At 61.4% G+C, this 15,079-nt stretch carries 15 protein-coding genes, 2 tRNA genes and 1 pseudogene; 10 read left to right on the plus strand and 8 right to left on the minus strand.

The annotated features are described in order from the left end of the window. Nucleotides 1-82: 82 nt before the first annotated feature. From KQH60_RS03080 to KQH60_RS03090, 3 genes are all read left to right on the plus strand, one after another. Nucleotides 83-1,399 (plus strand): replication-associated recombination protein A, encoded by a 1,317-nt coding sequence (locus KQH60_RS03080; RefSeq protein ID WP_237575113.1) that lies wholly within the window; start codon nt 83-85, stop codon nt 1,397-1,399. A gap of 164 nt (nt 1,400-1,563) precedes the next feature. Beyond that, a complete protein-coding gene (serS, locus tag KQH60_RS03085; protein ID WP_237575114.1) occupies nt 1,564-2,856 on the plus strand; it encodes a serine--tRNA ligase in 1,293 nt (430 codons plus the stop codon). A 113-nt stretch (nt 2,857-2,969) separates the two neighbouring features. Further along, a tRNA-Ser gene (locus tag KQH60_RS03090) sits at nt 2,970-3,060 on the plus strand. 575 nt (nt 3,061-3,635) lie between these two features. Here the strand turns inward: KQH60_RS03090 and KQH60_RS03095 are convergent. Further along, the gene (locus tag KQH60_RS03095) at nt 3,636-3,812 is read right to left on the minus strand and encodes a CsbD family protein (RefSeq protein ID WP_076785315.1); all 177 of its coding nucleotides are present in this window, start codon (nt 3,810-3,812) and stop codon (nt 3,636-3,638) included. Nucleotides 3,813-3,902: 90 nt separating this feature from the next. After that, a complete protein-coding gene (locus KQH60_RS03100; RefSeq protein WP_237575115.1) occupies nt 3,903-4,541 on the minus strand; it encodes a DUF3005 domain-containing protein in 639 nt (212 codons plus the stop codon). Between the two features lie 178 nt (nt 4,542-4,719). On the opposite strand from KQH60_RS03100, the gene minC reads away from it, so the two are divergent. From minC to minE, 3 genes are all read left to right on the plus strand, one after another. Then, nucleotides 4,720-5,508 carry a septum site-determining protein MinC gene (gene minC, locus KQH60_RS03105; protein ID WP_237575116.1) on the plus strand — a complete coding sequence of 263 codons (789 nt, stop codon included), beginning with the start codon at nt 4,720-4,722 and terminating at the stop codon, nt 5,506-5,508. A gap of 77 nt (nt 5,509-5,585) precedes the next feature. Then, nucleotides 5,586-6,401 carry a septum site-determining protein MinD gene (gene minD / locus KQH60_RS03110; protein WP_237575117.1) on the plus strand — a complete coding sequence of 272 codons (816 nt, stop codon included), beginning with the start codon at nt 5,586-5,588 and terminating at the stop codon, nt 6,399-6,401. Between the two features lie 9 nt (nt 6,402-6,410). Beyond that, nucleotides 6,411-6,665, plus strand: coding sequence for a cell division topological specificity factor MinE (minE, locus tag KQH60_RS03115; protein ID WP_237575118.1), 255 nt, complete (start codon nt 6,411-6,413; stop codon nt 6,663-6,665). 81 nt (nt 6,666-6,746) lie between these two features. Here the strand turns inward: minE and KQH60_RS03120 are convergent. After that, nucleotides 6,747-6,971 (minus strand): annotated as a pseudogene (locus KQH60_RS03120) (chloride channel protein); the annotation flags it as partial. Between the two features lie 367 nt (nt 6,972-7,338). Here KQH60_RS03120 and KQH60_RS03125 point away from each other — a divergent pair. Further along, entirely contained in the window at nt 7,339-8,502 is a 1,164-nt protein-coding gene (locus KQH60_RS03125; protein WP_237575119.1) for an OpgC domain-containing protein, read from the plus strand. Between the two features lie 521 nt (nt 8,503-9,023). Then, complete coding sequence (locus KQH60_RS03130) at nt 9,024-9,182, plus strand: hypothetical protein (protein WP_237575316.1); 159 nt, start codon at nt 9,024-9,026, stop codon at nt 9,180-9,182. 326 nt (nt 9,183-9,508) lie between these two features. Here the strand turns inward: KQH60_RS03130 and KQH60_RS03135 are convergent, their stop codons facing one another. The 5 genes from KQH60_RS03135 to rph all read right to left on the minus strand — a co-directional run bounded on the left by KQH60_RS03135 (nt 9,509) and on the right by rph (nt 13,228). Next, the gene (locus tag KQH60_RS03135; RefSeq protein ID WP_237575120.1) at nt 9,509-9,769 is read right to left on the minus strand and encodes a hypothetical protein; all 261 of its coding nucleotides are present in this window, start codon (nt 9,767-9,769) and stop codon (nt 9,509-9,511) included. A 609-nt stretch (nt 9,770-10,378) separates the two neighbouring features. Next, nucleotides 10,379-10,466 (minus strand) — tRNA-Ser (locus tag KQH60_RS03140). 139 nt (nt 10,467-10,605) lie between these two features. Further along, on the minus strand, nt 10,606-11,886 hold the full coding sequence (gene hemW / locus KQH60_RS03145) for a radical SAM family heme chaperone HemW (RefSeq protein WP_237575121.1): 1,281 nt from the start codon (nt 11,884-11,886) through the stop codon (nt 10,606-10,608). Next, a complete protein-coding gene (gene rdgB, locus KQH60_RS03150) occupies nt 11,880-12,500 on the minus strand; it encodes an RdgB/HAM1 family non-canonical purine NTP pyrophosphatase (protein WP_237575122.1) in 621 nt (206 codons plus the stop codon). Before rdgB ends, hemW begins: the two co-directional genes overlap by 7 nt. Further along, entirely contained in the window at nt 12,497-13,228 is a 732-nt protein-coding gene (gene rph, locus KQH60_RS03155) for a ribonuclease PH (protein WP_237575123.1), read from the minus strand. Before rph ends, rdgB begins: the two co-directional genes overlap by 4 nt. 191 nt (nt 13,229-13,419) lie before the next feature. Between rph and KQH60_RS03160 the strand changes: the two genes are divergently transcribed. Together KQH60_RS03160 and gmk are read left to right on the plus strand one after the other, a co-directional pair. Continuing rightward, the gene (locus tag KQH60_RS03160) at nt 13,420-14,361 is read left to right on the plus strand and encodes a YicC/YloC family endoribonuclease (RefSeq protein ID WP_237575124.1); all 942 of its coding nucleotides are present in this window, start codon (nt 13,420-13,422) and stop codon (nt 14,359-14,361) included. Nucleotides 14,362-14,370: 9 nt separating this feature from the next. Beyond that, the gene (gene gmk, locus KQH60_RS03165; RefSeq protein WP_237575125.1) at nt 14,371-15,054 is read left to right on the plus strand and encodes a guanylate kinase; all 684 of its coding nucleotides are present in this window, start codon (nt 14,371-14,373) and stop codon (nt 15,052-15,054) included. Nucleotides 15,055-15,079 lie beyond the last annotated feature (25 nt).

Genomic DNA, 15,079 nt, shown 5'->3' on the forward strand with positions numbered 1-15,079 from the left:
GCTTGCGGCGGGCGTGCCCGCACGAGCGCATCGGCGGCTGTCATAATGCATGCACGACGTTGCGAAGTGATCCGGTAATCCCATGTTCGAAGATACCCGCACCGCCATCCCGCTGGCGGAACGGCTGCGCCCGAAGACGATCGATGACGTTATCGGTCAGCGCCACCTGCTTGGCGAAAACAAGCCGTTGCGGGTGGCGTTCGAGTCCGGCGAGCCGCATTCGATGATTCTGTGGGGGCCGCCGGGCGTGGGCAAGACGACGTTGGCGCGCTTGATGGCTGCCGCATTCCACGCCGAATTCATTGCGCTGTCCGCCGTGCTCTGCGGCGTCAAGGATATCCGCGAGGCGGTCGATCTGGCGCAGGCTCATCGCGCGCGCGGGCGGCAGACATTGGTGTTTGTCGACGAAGTCCACCGCTTCAACAAGAGTCAGCAGGACGCCTTTCTGCCGCACGTGGAGTCCGGCTTGTTCGTGTTCGTCGGCGCCACGACCGAGAATCCATCGTTCGAGGTCAACAGCGCCTTGTTGTCCCGCGCGGCGGTCTATGTCCTCAAGAGCTTGGACGATGATGAGCAGTGCGCATTGCTCGAGCGCGCGTTCGCCGAATTGGGCGGCGGGTTGACCATCACGGACAGCGCGCGCGACGCGCTGATTGGCTCTGCCGATGGTGACGGTCGCAAGTTGCTCAACAACGTCGAAATCGTCGCACGCGCCGCGCACCGCGCGAAGACCACGTCGATCGACGATACGCTGCTTGGCTCGGCGTTGGCCGACAATCTACGTCGCTTCGACAAGGGCGGCGATGCGTTCTACGACCAAATCAGCGCATTGCACAAATCGGTGCGAGGCAGCCACCCCGACGGTGCGTTGTATTGGCTGTGCCGGATGCTCGACGCAGGGGCTGATCCGCGTTACCTCGCGCGCCGCATCGTGCGCATGGCCTGGGAGGATATCGGGCTGGCCGATCCCCGCGCCGCGCGCATTGCGCTGGATGCATCGGAAACGTACGAGCGGCTGGGCACTCCCGAAGGGGAGCTTGCCCTCGCGCAGGCGGTGCTATATTTGGCCGTCGCACCAAAGTCGAATGCTGGCTACAACGCATACAACGCAGCGCGGCGGTTCGTCTCGCAGGACAGGTCGCGGGCGGTGCCAGTGCATCTGCGCAACGCGCCGACCACGCTGATGAAGGAGCTCGGCCATGGCCATGCATACCGCTACGCGCATGACGAGCCCGACGCTTATGCGGCGGGCGAGACCTACTTACCGGACGGCATGCGCGAGCCCGGCTGGTATGCACCTGTGCCCCGCGGACTGGAGCAGAAGATCGGCGAAAAGCTAGAGCGCCTGCGCGGACTGGACCACGCATGGCGCCGCGAGCACAAGCACGGGGGAGGTTGAACCTGTGCCCGGCCGCAGGCAGCCGCACGCTGCGGCATGATAGCAGCGCAGCATGACGGTACGACGGCACAGGGGCACACTGCCACCCGGCCGCTGGACGTCCGCGCTTTGTGCTGTCGGTAAGGTAAAATCCGCAGTTCATCCAACGTATTGCAAAGCTCCCCATGCTCGACATCACGCTGCTCCGCAAGGACATCGACGCGGTTGCCCAACGGTTGGCCGATCGCGGCTACACGCTGGACGTCGCCGCGTTTCAGGCGCTCGAATCCGAACGCCGTCGGCTCCAAACGCACACCGAGGACCTGCAGTCGCGCCGCAACAGCCTGTCCAAGCAGATCGGTGCGATGAAGGGGCGCGGCGAGGATACCTCCACGGTGATGGCGCAAGTCGCGGGCATTGGCGACGAGATGAAGGCGTCGGCGTTGCAACTGGATGAGGTTCAGGCGAAATTATCCGAACTGGTGCTTGGCATCCCGAATCTGCCGCACGAGTCCGTGCCGGTCGGCGCGGACGAGGCAGGCAACGTCGAGGTGCGGCGCTGGGGCACGCCGCGCACGTTTGATTTTGCGGTAAAGGATCACGTGGATATCGGTGTGCCGCTGGGCGTCGATTTTGAGGTCGGCGCAAAGCTGGCCGGCGCGCGTTTCACATTGCTGCGCGGCCAGGCGGCGCGCTTGCATCGTGCGCTCGCGCAGTTCATGCTCGATACGCACACGCAGACGCATGGTTATACCGAGTGCTATACCCCCTACATCGTGAACCCGGAGATCTTGTACGGCACCGGCCAGTTGCCCAAATTCGCCGACGACATGTTCCGCGTCGAGAAGGGGAGCGGCGACAATAAGATCACGCAATACTTGATCTCGACGTCGGAAATCTCGTTGACCAACACGGTGCGCGACAGCATCGTTGACGCGGATCGATTGCCGATCCGGCTGACCGCGCATTCGCCGTGCTTTCGGTCCGAGGCCGGCGCGTACGGGCGCGATACGCGCGGCATGATCCGGCAGCATCAGTTCGACAAGGTCGAGATGGTGCAGATCACGTCGCCGGACAGCTCATACCAGGCGCTGGAGGACATGGTGGGGCATGCCGAAACGATCCTGCAGCGGCTGGAGTTGCCATACCGCGTGATTACGCTGTGTACCGGCGATATGGGGTTCTCGGCGGCAAAGACGTACGATCTCGAGGTGTGGCTGCCGGCGCAGTGCGCCTATCGCGAGATTTCGTCGTGCTCGAACACCGAGGCGTTCCAGGCGCGCCGCATGCAGGCGCGGTTCCGCAATGCACAAGGCAAGCCCGAATGGGTCCATACGTTGAACGGTTCCGGGCTGGCGGTCGGCCGCACGCTGGTGGCGATGCTGGAGAACGGCCAGAACGCTGACGGATCGGTCACGATTCCGGCGGCGTTGCGCCCCTACATGGGCGGTGTTGTGCGGCTGGAGCCCGGTGCGTGAGTGGATAGGTGTAAAAGCCTGGCGCGTAAAATCCGCTTGGAATTGCTCGACGGATTGTCTATAATCCTTGACTTCGCTGAGCAGCGACCCAATCGGCGAAGATTAAACCTCCAGGAAAGGTGGCAGAGTGGTCGAATGCGCCGGACTCGAAATCCGGTATACGGTTCTCCCGTATCGAGGGTTCGAATCCCTCCCTTTCCGCCACAGATAAGGCTTTTAGCCGAATAGAGCCGCCCCCACGCGGCTTTTTTTTGCGTTGCGCCGAGCGCGCATCACGATGGCCGAGCACCGCTTCGCCTCCAGTGCGGCTGCGCGCGTCGTTGCCTAATGTACACAGTATTGGGCGCAATCAGCTGTTCTCCCGCATTCTCCCGTCACGCCCGTTCGATCGCCTGGCGTCATGCCCCCAACGGATGAGCACGCCGCACAGGCTTTGCAACGTAAGCGGCATACTAACGTGTCGTTCACAAACGACATACGGCAAGGCTTAAGGTGGATTAAGCAGCCGCCGCCAGCGTGCGTAACCCAGCGGCCGCACCTTGCTGCCTCGTAGCCGCACGCATAACGTCATCCTTTGTATACGGGTAAGCGCATCCCATTTATCGTGCAATGTCTTCGTCGCCAGTGATGCTATGACGAGAGCAGGAAAAACTTAATCAGCGCTTTGTAGCCCTACATAGCGGTCCAGCACGCACTCCCGGACCGCCTAGATTCTGAAATTTGACATGCCGCGCCCCTTGGCAAGCGACGGCCAAAGGGCGCGGATAGACATGCGCAACTCACGAACCTTTCTTTACCTGTTCCTTCGCATCGCCCCACGTCCGCTGTGTCTTGCCGACGGCCTGCTGAACATCCCCTTTGAGTTCGTGGGCCTTGTTTCCAGTCACTTTCCCGGCGACCTCGTTTGCTTTCCCCTTGACCTGTTGGGTTGCGCCTTTGATTTGGTCTTTGTTCATAGATTGCTCCTGTTTGATTGCCCGACCTGATCGCAGGCCGGTATGCTGTGTAGCGTTGCAAGCGCCGTTCCTGCTCGAGTTGGACTGTCGTCAGTGCTTTGCGCCGCCGCGCAGACGTATTTCAATCAAGCGCTCGGGCCGAAGCCGATGCGCGGCGTACGATTCGCCGCGCGCTGCGGCTGCGCTGGCAAGCGACGCCCGGTCAGTCATCGTCGACTCGAAGGCCGGGTGTGGCGATTCGATGGGTGTGACAACGCCATGGTCCACAAGCTCGTAGTTGTCGCGCAGCGCAATGAGCGGCAATTCGCCGCCGACGCGGCTGTCGAAGCCACCCAGCCCACGGGCCGGCGTGGGGACAGCGTTGTCCAGCGTGGCCTGCGACACAATGGCCTGGATGTTTGGGCCGGTCTTCTTCGCCTCCGCGTTCTTGCCGTCGGTGTCCACCGTGTTATCGGTCGCATCGTTGTTGCGCAGGTCGGTGCCGCGTGGATGAGCCGACAGCACGGGGTCCGCGGGGCCGTCGATGCCTGCGCGGGGCTCGCGTGACGTTGCACCGGGCGACGACGACGTGGGTTGCAGATTGCCCAATCCGGCTTCTTTTCCGCTCGACGCGCGCTCGATATCGCTCACTTGCGCGCGCGCCGTTTCAGTCTCTGGCTTTTTCAACGGGCTTTCGGCTGCCTGGCGCCGTTGCTCGGGCTGGGGCGGGTTTTTGTCTGTCGAGTCCATTGGATCGCTCCCATTGAATGATCACCGTCCTCGTAAAGCAAGCCTCATGCCTTTACAGCAAGTGAAGCCACGAGCCGTCACGCCATCCTCCGTCACGCCATCCTTTAGGGCAATGCGGCCAATCTTTCGCGGCGTAGCCCGCAGACCTGTAAAATAAGGCAAATTTTTGCAATTTCCTATGTTGGCCAAGAAATCGCCCTTTTTTGAGCTGCGCAGCGGCACGCTGGACACGCTCCTGTTCGTCGTGAAGACAACTGATCTGGCCGAGATGCGCGCTGAGCTGCGTCGTCGCTTCGACGCGACACCGGATTTTTTCGCTAACGATGTGGTGGCAATCGACCTGCGGCGCTTGCCGGTGGGCCAACGCGTGCCGGTCGCAGAAGTGGCCGAGATGCTGAAGGCATTTCGCATGCATCCGGCCGGCATCGTCGCGAACGACGCACAACGGCCGTGGGCACAACTCGATCCACTGCCGTTTGTTGAGTCACGTGAACGGCGTGTGGCACGCAGCGACGAGCCCGCAGCCGGGGCGCCGCCACAGGCCGCATCGACGGTGTCGCCGTCCACATCGTGCGACATGATGGCCAAGCCACAGGGCGATGCCGCAGCCGACATCGAGCGGGGCGGCAGCAGCGCGGCGCTGGTGATCGATAAGCCGCTGCGTTCGGGGCAGCAAGTCTACGCAAAGGGCGACCTCGTCGTGCTGGGCCTGGTTAGCTACGGGGCGGAAGTGATTGCCGAAGGCAACATCCACATCTATGCGCCGCTGCGCGGACGGGCACTGGCGGGCGTGCATGGCAACCACGGCGCGCGGATCTTTTGCACGTGCCTGGAGCCGGAACTGATCTCGATCGCCGGTATCTACCGGACCACCGAGACGCCACTCGGGCCCGATGTGCTTGGCAAGTCGGTCCAGATTCGGCTGGCGCACGAGAAGTTGATCATCGAGCCGCTGCGGTTGACGTAGCGGCAATCCGTATTGCAAGACAGGAAGCGATCCGCATCGACAGTGGCGGAGCACATTGACGAATACAAGGTAACGGTATGGCAAAAATCATTGTGGTGACTTCGGGCAAGGGCGGGGTCGGTAAGACGACGACAAGCGCAAGCTTTGCGGCCGGACTCGCGTTACGCGGGCACAAGACGGCCGTCATCGATTTCGACGTTGGCCTGCGTAATCTCGATCTCATCATGGGCTGTGAACGTCGTGTCGTGTATGACCTGATCAACGTGATCCAGGGTGAAGCGAACCTGCACCAGGCGTTGATCAAGGACAAGAAGTGCGAGCATTTGTACATCCTGCCCGCATCGCAGACGCGCGACAAGGATGCGTTAACGCTGGAGGGCGTCGAGAAGGTCATCAACGACTTGATCGAAATGGGCTTCGAGTCCATCGTCTGCGACTCGCCGGCCGGTATCGAGTCCGGTGCGTTGATGGCGATGCACTTCGCGGATGAAGCGCTGATCGTCACGAATCCCGAGGTATCATCGGTTCGGGATTCGGACCGCATCCTCGGCATCCTGGCGTCCAAGACGCGCCGCGCGATCGAGGGTAAACAACCGGTCAAGGAACACCTGCTGATCACGCGTTATAACCCAAAGCGTGTCAGCGAAGGCGAGATGCTGTCGCTGGACGACATCCAGGAGATTTTGCGGGTCCCGTTGATCGGCGTGATCCCGGAATCCGAGTCGGTGCTGCATGCGTCGAACCAAGGCGTGCCGGCAGTGCATTTGGACGGGACCGACGTGGCCGAGTCATACAGGGACGTGATCGCACGTTTCCTTGGGGAGCAAAAGCCGTTGCGGTACATTGATTATCAAAAGCCGGGCTTGTTGCAACGTCTGTTCGGCAGCAAGTAAGGGGGGGAAATGTCAATTCTTTCTTTTCTGCTTGGCGAGAAACGCAAGTCCGCGTCGGTTGCGAAGGAGCGCTTGCAACTGATCATCGCGCATGAGCGTGCGGCCGGACGGGCGCCAGCCGACTATTTGCCGGCGCTGCAACGCGAGCTCGTCGCGGTAATCTCGAAGTACGTAAAAATATCGAACGACGACATCAGGGTTCATCTCGAGCGGCAGGATGACCTCGAGGTGCTCGAGGTCAAGATCGAGATTCCGCAGCTTTGATCGCCACAGCTCGTGCATCGCGCCGCACGCGGCCCGCGCGTTCATTGCGGGTGCGCGTATCCGCCGGCGCGCGGTGCGTTCTCAGCGCGCCGTGTGTGGCGGCGTTGCGTGCCCAAAACGCGTGGATAGCGCATCGTACAGCGGTGGCGCGAAGAATCGGGACACCCGTGCCGCGATCAACGCGGTGGCCATCAACGAGATCACGAGCGCATGGCCATTGATCATCTCGATGACGATCACAAAGGCGATAATCGGGCTTTGCGTGACCGCGGCCAGGTAGCCCACCATCGTCAGCGCGACGATGATCATTCCATGGCATTGCCCAAATGAATAGGCATCGCTGTCACGCTCCACGTTGAAGGGCTTATTGCCGTATAGGGCGACAAAATAGTCGCGAGAACGGCCGTCATTACCGATCCAATCGTAGCTTGCCATGTCGGTTAGTCCGCGCACGCGGGTGACGCCGACGATTGGCGTTCTCCTCTGATGCGATCCTGCTGGAGTGGGCGGAGAACCTTGCTGTATCGGTGGCCAACCCGCACGATTGTTCCATTAAACGCAGTGTTCCTGCGCGATCCGAAATTTTTCTGGAATCTTTTCCGCCGATCCGACTCCACGACGTGAATTGGGCAATGGAGCACGGCGGTTGGTGACGGCAATGCAGGAGCGGTGAATGATGACGCCTATACGACGCTCGATCGAGGTCGATTTCCTTCGGGGCGTGGTACTGATTGTGATCGCGCTCGATCACATCTACGGCAGCTCGCTTGCCAAGTTCATGTTGCATAACTACGCGTTTTGTGATGCCGCGGAGGTATTCGTGTTTTTGGGCGGCTATGCGTCAGCGGCTGCCTATGCGGCGATCGAAGCGAACCGCGGCGGGCGGGCCGCGACTATGCGCTTCCTGTCGCGCGGCATGCAAATCTATCGCGCCTATTGGCTGACCGCGGTGTTGATGCTTGCCTCGGGAGCGATAATCGCCGCGCTGCGCTTGCGCACGCCGATGCTCGCCGAGAGCGAATGGCCGTTGTTCGCGGCGCAGCCGTGGTCGATGATGCGTGACATCGCATTGTTTCGGCACCAGCCATACTTGTCCGCCGTGCTGCCGATGTACGTGTTCTTTGCACTCGGCGCCGGCGTTGCGGCGCCCTACGCACGCCGTGCACCCATTGTCACGTTATTCGGTAGCCTGGGGGTATGGCTGCTCGCGCCAGTGCTGGGGCCGCTGCTGCCCAGCGCCAGAGGGGGCGGCTGGGGATTTAATCCGTTCGCGTGGCAATTTATGTTTGTTTGCGGGATGCTGGCACGGCTGCATCCCGTGCCTCCAGCATTTTATGCATCGTGCACAGCTCGCGAATTGACGCGGATCGCCATTGGCACTGCGCTCGGCTTTGCGTTCTCTAAGCTGGTGCTGCAAACGCAGCCGATGCCGGGCATCATGAAACAGAACCTTGCGCCGTTGCGAGTCGTCAGCTTTGCCGCGTTGGCGTGGCTCGTGGCCGTCGTGGTCCAGCGCGGCTGGCTTCGCGCACTGGCCAGCCGGATGCGGGACGTCGTCAACGTCGGACAGCAAGGGATGCCGTGCTTCGTGGCCGGCGCGTTCATATCGATCGTCATCGATACGGCGCTGCGGGTCAGCGGCCCGCACCGGATGCCGTTCGTCGCGGGACTATGTGGCGATGCACTAGCGATCGGCGCGGTGATCGCCACGGCGCGGTTGGCCCGAGCACTGAAGCGGCGCACGGTGGCCACGCGCGGCGGGCCCGCGATCGCGGTCTGGACAGACGTTGACGATGCCGCCCGGTACACAGCCTGCACGAGTCCTGCTAGGGAGTGAAGCCGGCGCAGGCGGGTCATGGCCACGCCGGCAGCCGGACGCATCGCGCTGAACTGGCGCATGACAGCGTCTGCTTCAAGGGTTGCCTTGTCGGGGCGGTTGTCATCACCGTTGGTGCGATACACCGTCGAATCCAACCCACGTCAGCGCGCGTCCGCTGCAAGGGACACTACAACCACTGAGCGCAGCCTCTATTGCAGATCGGTTGTCTCGACCGGGCTTGCATTGGCTTGGTCGGTGTGCCGAGCAACCCTCGTCTTGCATGCCGACACCATCGAGGCGATGGGCCGGGAGGAAGAAGAGACTGCCCTAGAGCGGCAGACCGTGTGGCGCGATGTGAGCATGAGGACACCTTGGACTGAGGACACTTTGGACTGAGGCTACCTTGGGCATTGTGGTCTGCGCTCCTGTCATCTGCGCGCACATGCGCGGTGGCGCGTTTCTGTCGGTGGGAGCGGCGCTTGCTAAGGGGGATAGGTACATGGTGGACGGTGCATGCCGTTCCGGAATTGGGAGAAGCCATGATGGAAACCGATGTGCCGACGAAACATCCCACACCCGCGCGTCATAGCGACAACGAAAAAAGCAGGATGCCAGAGCGTCACGACAGCGGCCGCAAGCAGGCGCCGCATGACCAGCCCGGCAAGGCGCCGGGCGAGGGGGAAGTGCCGGTCGGCTGACGATCGGCACCGGTGTGCTGCACGAGGCCAACTTACATCGCGCCGCAGGCCCAATGCAAGCCGGTTTCGTGCGGCCTATCGCACATAGCGCGGTCGCGGTGTTGACCAGAACTTATGACGGATACCCGCGCACGGCGAACGGGTTGTTTGCGCTCGCGCAGGTGCCAAAGTAGCTCGTGCTCGAGCCGGCTTCCGCGTTGACCGACACCCGCTGGCCAGCGACTGTGTTATTGCCGGACGCCTTCTGGCAGATCGCGAGCAGGTTTACATCTGTGTGTTAGGACAACGCGTAGTCGAATACACCGTTGATCGGGTGCCACTTACCGTCAAAGTTGCCGCCGAGCTTCGAGTATGTGTAATCCAAACTGGGTATACATCGCGCTGGTGGCCCCGTATTTGTCGCCGATCTCGAAGTTGTCCAGGTTCGACGAACCGTCGCTGATCGGCTGGAACTGCGTATACGTCCACAGACCCCATGCCAATGCCGGGCTGAATGCGTAGCATGCGCCGATGCTGTAGATTTCTAGATCGCGCAAGCCACCCGTCGGCGCGTTCGCGAGGTGGGTCGTGAACGCAACCGCATTCAAAACGCGTGCCGTTTCCGGCATGTATGGAAGGTCAACTCCGTTGTCGTATCTTACATTCCCGCAGTCAAGAACGATTACAGTATAGTTGCGGCAACGCATTATCGGACTGTTATGGTACGAATGTTGTACTGTTACCGCTGCTATGTAGGTCTTATCGTAAGCAATGCCAAAGGTAAGCAGTAAACAGTCGGAAAGACGATATACCGCACTACGAACCAAATCGCGTTGCGTTGCAGCATCGTAACGCAAAAAAGAATGCCAGTACGTCAAACATGATCGGCCCTTGCCAAACGTAACAGCATTCCCAGAAGTTCATAGCATCGCTCTAAGCGTCGAGTTCATAACATCGCTCTAAGCGTTGAAATTGCCGTTGCATCCCTATACAAATAAAAATCATTTGCAAGCTTGGTCGAAGGTTCGACCGCTTTTAACCAGCTCGCAAAGCCAGTTTTTTAGCCTGTCGCACGGCCGAATCTTAGGGCCGGGCCGGATGTCGCATCGCTTAGGCTGATTGGGGTTGGAGGGGGCGGTCTGCTTGCACAAGCCAAGTTAAAACAAGCATTCGGCTTTCTTTGAAAGCCTTTTAAATCAAGGATTTGAGAGGGATGTTGGCGGAAGCGGTGAGATTCGAACTCACGGACGGTTGCCCGTCGCTGGTTTTCAAGACCAGTGCCTTAAACCACTCGGCCACGCTTCCCGGAACGCGATATTGTAGCCGATTTGCTGCGCGTGTTGAAAATTGGTTGGCAGGCGGCTGCGCACGCCCATCTTGGCCAACTGCTACGAGTGCGTGCGCACGCCGTTTCATGCAGCCAAGACGGGCGATGCGCGCCAGCTCATGCGTCGTCCTGCAGAAACAATGCCTGTAAGTCGTTCAGGAAACGTTGTCCGAGCAGCGTCGGCGCGATACTCGCATGATCGCGGCGGATCAAGCCACGCCGTTCGGCTTGGGCAAGGGCGGGCTCGATCGATGTCATCGTCAGCCCGGTCCGCTCGATGAACCGATGCACCGGGAAGCCTTCGGTCAGCCGCAGCGCATTGAGCATGAATTCGAACGGCAGGTCACGCACACTGACTTCGTGCTGTTCCTGGATGGGTGCGCCCGCGGCGGTCTGCGCCAGATAGGTGGCGGGGTGTTTGTAGCGCACTTGTCGCACGATCCGTTCCGGAAAGGACAGTTTCGAATGCGCGCCTGCACCGATGCCTAGATAGTCGCCGAATTGCCAGTAGTTCAGGTTGTGCCGGCTTTGCCGGTGCGCTCTAGCGTACGCTGACACTTCGTAGCGGTGATAGCCGGCTTCACGCGTGCGTGCATGGATCCACTCCTGCATGTCGGCCGACGTGTCGTCGTCGGGCAGCGCAGGTGGATACTTGTGAAAATAGGTGTTCGGTTCCAGCGTGAGGTGGTACAGCGACAAGTGAGGCGGCGCGAATGACAGCGCGTTCTCCACGTCTGCCTGACATTGCGCCAACGTCTGACCTGGCAGCGCAAACATCAAGTCCAGGTTGAAATTGTCGAAGCTCGAGCGTGCGATCTCTATCGCGCGGCGGGCCTGCGCTGCGTCATGAATGCGGCCTAGGGCCTGCAGGTGAGCGTCGTTGAAGCTCTGGATGCCGATCGAGAGCCGGTTGACGCCGCTGCTGCGAAAGCTTGCGAATTTGGCGGCTTCGAACGTGCCGGGATTCGCCTCGAGCGTGATTTCCGCATTCGCGTCCAGTGGCAGCAACGCACGTAGGTCTGACAACAGCCGGTCAATCGCCTGTGCCGACAGCAGGCTTGGCGTCCCACCGCCAATGAACACGGTATGGACCGGCCGTCCCCAGATCAACGGCAACGCCGCTTCTAGGTCGGCGCGTAGGGCGTCCAGATACTCGGTTTCAGGAAACTGCGCGTCGTTTGCGCCGCGTGTGAACGCGTGCGAATTGAAGTCACAATACGGGCACTTGCGCACGCACCATGGAAAATGCACATACAGGGACAGCGGCGGCAGTGCGGTAAGCCGGATGCGTCCCGGCGCAATGAACGCGGACACCGCGCCGCTCGATCCTGGCGCGTCGGCGTGCGCGAGCGGTGAGGGACGTGCGGGTGCGCGTCCCGCTATGGGATGATTCACCATGAGTTCTTCAATCGACGGATCAACTCTGCCAGCGCCAGCGCGCGATGGCTATGGGCGTTCTTCACTTCCGGCTGCAACTGGGCGGCGCTTGCCTGCAGCGCGGGGACATAGAACAGTGGGTCGTAGCCGAAACCGTGCCCGCCGCGGGCCTCGGTGAGGATTTCGCCGTGCCAGCGACCGTCGGCGATCAACGGCTCGGGATCGTCGACATGTCGTACCAGCACCAGCACGCAATAGTAGTAGGCACGCCGGTCGGCATGTGCGCGCATGACGTCGAGCAGGCGCGCGTTGTTGGCCGCATCGGATTTCTCGCCACCGGCCCATTGCGCATAGCGGGCTGAATAGACGCCCGGGGCGCCGCCCAGCGCATGCACGCATAGCCCCGAATCATCGGCGAGCGCGGGCAAGCCGGTGACGCGTGCTGCGTGGCGCGCTTTTTCCAGTGCGTTCTCGATGAACGTCGGATGGGGCTCGGGCGCTTCGCCCACGCGCAATGCGTGCTGCGGCACAAGATCAATGCCAAGCGCGTTCAGCGCAGAAAATTCGCGCAGCTTGCCAGGGTTGTTCGACGCGAGCACGATGCGCGACAGCGCAGGTCCGAGGGGGCCGCTCATGGCTGCAGTGCCTTTTTTTGCAGTTCAATCAGTCGCATGATGCCGGACTCGGCGAGATCGAGCAGTGCGTTCATCTCGTCACGGCTGAACGGTTCGCCTTCGGCCGTGCCCTGTACTTCGACGAAGCGGCCGGCCCCGGTCATCACCACATTCATGTCGGTGTCGCAACGTGAGTCTTCCGCGTAGTCCAGATCGAGCACGGGCGTCGCGTCGTGGATGCCGACCGACACCGCCGCAACGTGGTCGAGGATCGGCGTCGTGGTGAGCCTGCCTTGCGCCAGTAGCGTGTCCACCGCATCGTGCGCGGCGATGAACGCGCCGGTGATGCTCGCACAGCGTGTGCCACCGTCGGCCTGGATCACGTCACAGTCGATATGCAGTGTGCGTGGGCCCAATTTCTCCAAGTCGAATACCGCGCGCAGCGCGCGACCGATGAGCCGCTGGATTTCCTGCGTGCGGCCGGTCTGCTTGCCACGCGCCGCCTCGCGATCGCTGCGCGTGTGCGTCGCGCGCGGCAGCATGCCGTACTCGGCGGTGAGCCAGCCGCGCCCGCGATCGCGCAGGAATTCAGGCACTTTTTCCAGCACGCTGGCAGTGCAGATCACTTTCGTGTCGCCGCATTCGATCAACACGGAACCTTCGGCATGCTTGGTATAGTGGCGCGTGATGCGCACGTCTCGCAGTGCGTCGGCGGCGCGGCCACTGGGCCGCGAAGTCGAAACTTTCATATTGGAACAGTCGGAAAGTGGATGCAGTGGGAGGTCAGCTGCGCTGACCCAAAACCCGCATCTTAGCGCTAAACGCGGATTGCCCTCGGTGGGCCGGATGCGCTCCCTCTATGCCGGCCGCCGTTGCCGGGGGCAGGTAGGCGTTCAGTGCGATAATTGTTGTTTTACCGGAACCTTTCGCGAGACGCACAATGATCTACAGCATGACGGGCTATGCGAGCGTGACGCGGGAACTGGTCGTCGACGGCGTAGCCGAGGTCGGCGGCAGTACCCATACTGCCAGCGTATCGGTCGAGTTGCGCACCGTAAATTCGCGGTTTCTCGACCTCAATTTCCGCATGCCTGAAGAGGTGCGCACGTGCGAGCCGACGTTGCGCGAAATGCTGATGAACCGCCTCTCGCGCGGCAAGGTTGACATCCGTATCAACGTGCAACGCAGTGAGCAGGCGGCGCTGGTCGGGTCGCTCAACCGCGACGCGCTGCGGCAATTGGCGGCGCTGGAGCGTTGCGTGCTCGATGTGTTTCCCGGCGCGGGCGGCCTGCGCACCGGTGAAATCCTGCGTTGGCCCGGCGTGATCGCCGATAGTGGCCTGTCGGCCGCATTGCTGCGCGACGCGGTGCTGGCATGCGGTAAGCAGGCCGTGGATGAGTTGGTCAACGTGCGCGGCCGCGAGGGGGCGCAACTGGCCTCGATGCTGCTGGCCAACGTGACCGAGATGGAGGCGATCGTCACCCGTATTACGCCGTTGGTGCCCGAGTTGGTCGCGCGTCATCAGCAAAAGATTGTTGAGCGGCTGCAAGCAGCGCTTGGCGTGGCGGCGTCGGACGGCTCGCCACAACTCGTCTCGCGTGAGGAAATCGCCGAACGGATCCGTCAAGAGGTGACGATGTACGGCATCCGGATCGACATCGCCGAGGAGCTGTCGCGGCTAGGTGCGCATTTGGCCGAGACTCGCCACGTGATTGAAAAGGGTGGCCGGGTTGGCAAGCGGCTCGATTTCATGATGCAGGAACTGAACCGGGAAGCGAACACGCTAGGGTCCAAGGCTGCGGCGAAAGAACTGGCTGACGCGTCGATGACGCTGAAGCTGCTGATCGAGCAGATGCGCGAGCAGGTTCAGAATTTGGAATAGTCCAACACGATGACGAACAATCGCAATCCCTACGCCGGAGAATATCCCGGTAACCTGTTCATGGTGGTCGCGCCGTCCGGCGCGGGCAAGTCAACGCTGGTCAACGCGCTATTGGCGCGCGACCCGTCGATCCGGCTGTCAGTGTCGTACACCACCCGGCCACCGAGGCCGAACGAGACGAACGGCGTTCAATATCATTTCATCCCGGCGTGCGACTTCCTCGAGCGCCATGCCCGGGGTGAATTCCTCGAGAGTGCCGAAGTCCATGGCAACTACTACGGCACGTCGCGCGTGTGGATTGAGGAGCAGATGAAGCGTGGCGTGGACGTGTTGCTGGAAATCGATTGGCAGGGCGCGCAGCAGGTGCGCAAGCAGTTTCGAAACGCGGTCGGCGTCTTTATTCTGCCGCCATCGCTCGATGCGCTTGAGGAGCGTCTGCGCAAGCGTGGACAGGACGAGCCGAACGTGATCGTGCGCCGGCTGCTGGCCGCCGGCAGCGAGATCTCGCATGCGCCCGAATTTGAATATGTGTTGATCAACGAGCATTTCGATCGTGCGTTAACCGAAATGCAGACCGTGGTCGCCGCGACACGGCTGCGTTTCGCATCGCAACGCGCACGCCATGAGAAGCTGTTCGTCGAGTTGGGCATCCACTCATCGCAGGCGGATGGATCGCGCGGTGAGTTAAAATAGATTTATAGCAACAAGGAATTCCAAT

This window comes from Mycetohabitans sp. B8, assembly GCF_021991875.1.
Lineage (GTDB): Bacteria > Pseudomonadota > Gammaproteobacteria > Burkholderiales > Burkholderiaceae > Mycetohabitans.

Bases quoted from the DNA above. Each gene is read 5' to 3' on its own strand.
- KQH60_RS03080 (WP_237575113.1), top strand. From the start codon at position 83: ATGTTCGAAGATACCCGCACCGCCATCCCGCTGGCGGAACGGCTGCGC.
- serS (WP_237575114.1), top strand. From the start codon at position 1,564: ATGCTCGACATCACGCTGCTCCGCAAGGACATCGACGCGGTTGCCCAA.
- KQH60_RS03095 (WP_076785315.1), bottom strand. From the start codon at position 3,812: ATGAACAAAGACCAAATCAAAGGCGCAACCCAACAGGTCAAGGGGAAA.
- KQH60_RS03100 (WP_237575115.1), bottom strand. From the start codon at position 4,541: ATGGACTCGACAGACAAAAACCCGCCCCAGCCCGAGCAACGGCGCCAG.
- minC (WP_237575116.1), top strand. From the start codon at position 4,720: ATGTTGGCCAAGAAATCGCCCTTTTTTGAGCTGCGCAGCGGCACGCTG.
- minD (WP_237575117.1), top strand. From the start codon at position 5,586: ATGGCAAAAATCATTGTGGTGACTTCGGGCAAGGGCGGGGTCGGTAAG.
- minE (WP_237575118.1), top strand. From the start codon at position 6,411: ATGTCAATTCTTTCTTTTCTGCTTGGCGAGAAACGCAAGTCCGCGTCG.
- KQH60_RS03125 (WP_237575119.1), top strand. From the start codon at position 7,339: ATGATGACGCCTATACGACGCTCGATCGAGGTCGATTTCCTTCGGGGC.
- KQH60_RS03130 (WP_237575316.1), top strand. From the start codon at position 9,024: ATGATGGAAACCGATGTGCCGACGAAACATCCCACACCCGCGCGTCAT.
- hemW (WP_237575121.1), bottom strand. From the start codon at position 11,886: ATGGTGAATCATCCCATAGCGGGACGCGCACCCGCACGTCCCTCACCG.
- rdgB (WP_237575122.1), bottom strand. From the start codon at position 12,500: ATGAGCGGCCCCCTCGGACCTGCGCTGTCGCGCATCGTGCTCGCGTCG.
- rph (WP_237575123.1), bottom strand. From the start codon at position 13,228: ATGAAAGTTTCGACTTCGCGGCCCAGTGGCCGCGCCGCCGACGCACTG.
- KQH60_RS03160 (WP_237575124.1), top strand. From the start codon at position 13,420: ATGATCTACAGCATGACGGGCTATGCGAGCGTGACGCGGGAACTGGTC.
- gmk (WP_237575125.1), top strand. From the start codon at position 14,371: ATGACGAACAATCGCAATCCCTACGCCGGAGAATATCCCGGTAACCTG.